The 779-nt window shown below is 43.3% G+C and carries 2 protein-coding genes; one reads left to right on the forward strand and one right to left on the reverse strand.

The window, feature by feature from the left end:
- The first annotated feature begins 255 nt into the window (after positions 1 to 255).
- Complete coding sequence (gene rmf / locus A3739_RS00355; RefSeq protein WP_068480389.1) at positions 256 to 462, forward strand: ribosome modulation factor; 207 nt, start codon at positions 256 to 258, stop codon at positions 460 to 462.
- Here rmf and A3739_RS00360 read toward each other — a convergent pair.
- Positions 459 to 779, reverse strand: a 321-nt coding sequence (locus A3739_RS00360; protein ID WP_156502194.1) for a flagellar basal body-associated FliL family protein, incomplete at its 5' end; no start/stop codon positions are given. The two genes, rmf and A3739_RS00360, sit on opposite strands and share 4 nt — an antisense overlap.

Below are 779 nucleotides of genomic sequence, written 5' to 3' on the forward strand. Positions count from 1 at the left end.
CTAAAAAAACATAAAGACACATTCTTAGCGTGCAGAGTAGTGTTCATTGCACTAACGTAAATATATGTAACCTGTATTCGCGCATTGCTTTTAAAGCGAACAAAAATGATAAGCGCATCACAAAATACAGACTACGCTATCAAACCGTTATGTGTTGACTTGTGCGTGCCGAACCGCTTGAAGTCGATTGTACAGAGCAACTACCAATGCTCTGTGCATGAAAGTGCTTGGCAGCCTATTGAAAGGAGTGGCCCAATGGCCGAAGACTTTTCTTTAAGCTGGAATTTAGAATCTCTTAACAAAGCTTATAAGCAAGGCTATATGTCTGGCGTTATGGGCAAAACAAGAGAAGACCGCCCCGGTATGAGCGATGTTGTGCTTGCCGCGTGGGAGGCAGGCTGGGAGGACGGCAACGATGTTGCCATCCAAGACACGCCTAATGTCGTGCGTCTAGCTTCCTAAATTTGAACAACAAAGCTGGTAAATAGTAGGTCTTGTACACCTGTCTTACCTACTTCCTCAGCTAAAGCTTCTTTTACTCTGCTAAGCGCAGCCAAACGAATAGTCTCTTGCGCTGTGTGAGAGCTCATTCCCTCTTTAGATTGTTCAGACAATAACATTACTATTTGATGCCTAATCAAAGGAGCATGGTGCTTTACCAACTCGACATGCTCTTCGCTTTCAACCTTTAAAGATATCTCAGCTTTTACATAAGATAGTTTTCTGCGAGGCTCGCCAAAGTTACTTACAAATGCAGGATTCATGGTGTGATAAACAGC

Source organism: Oleiphilus sp. HI0067 (assembly GCF_001635735.1).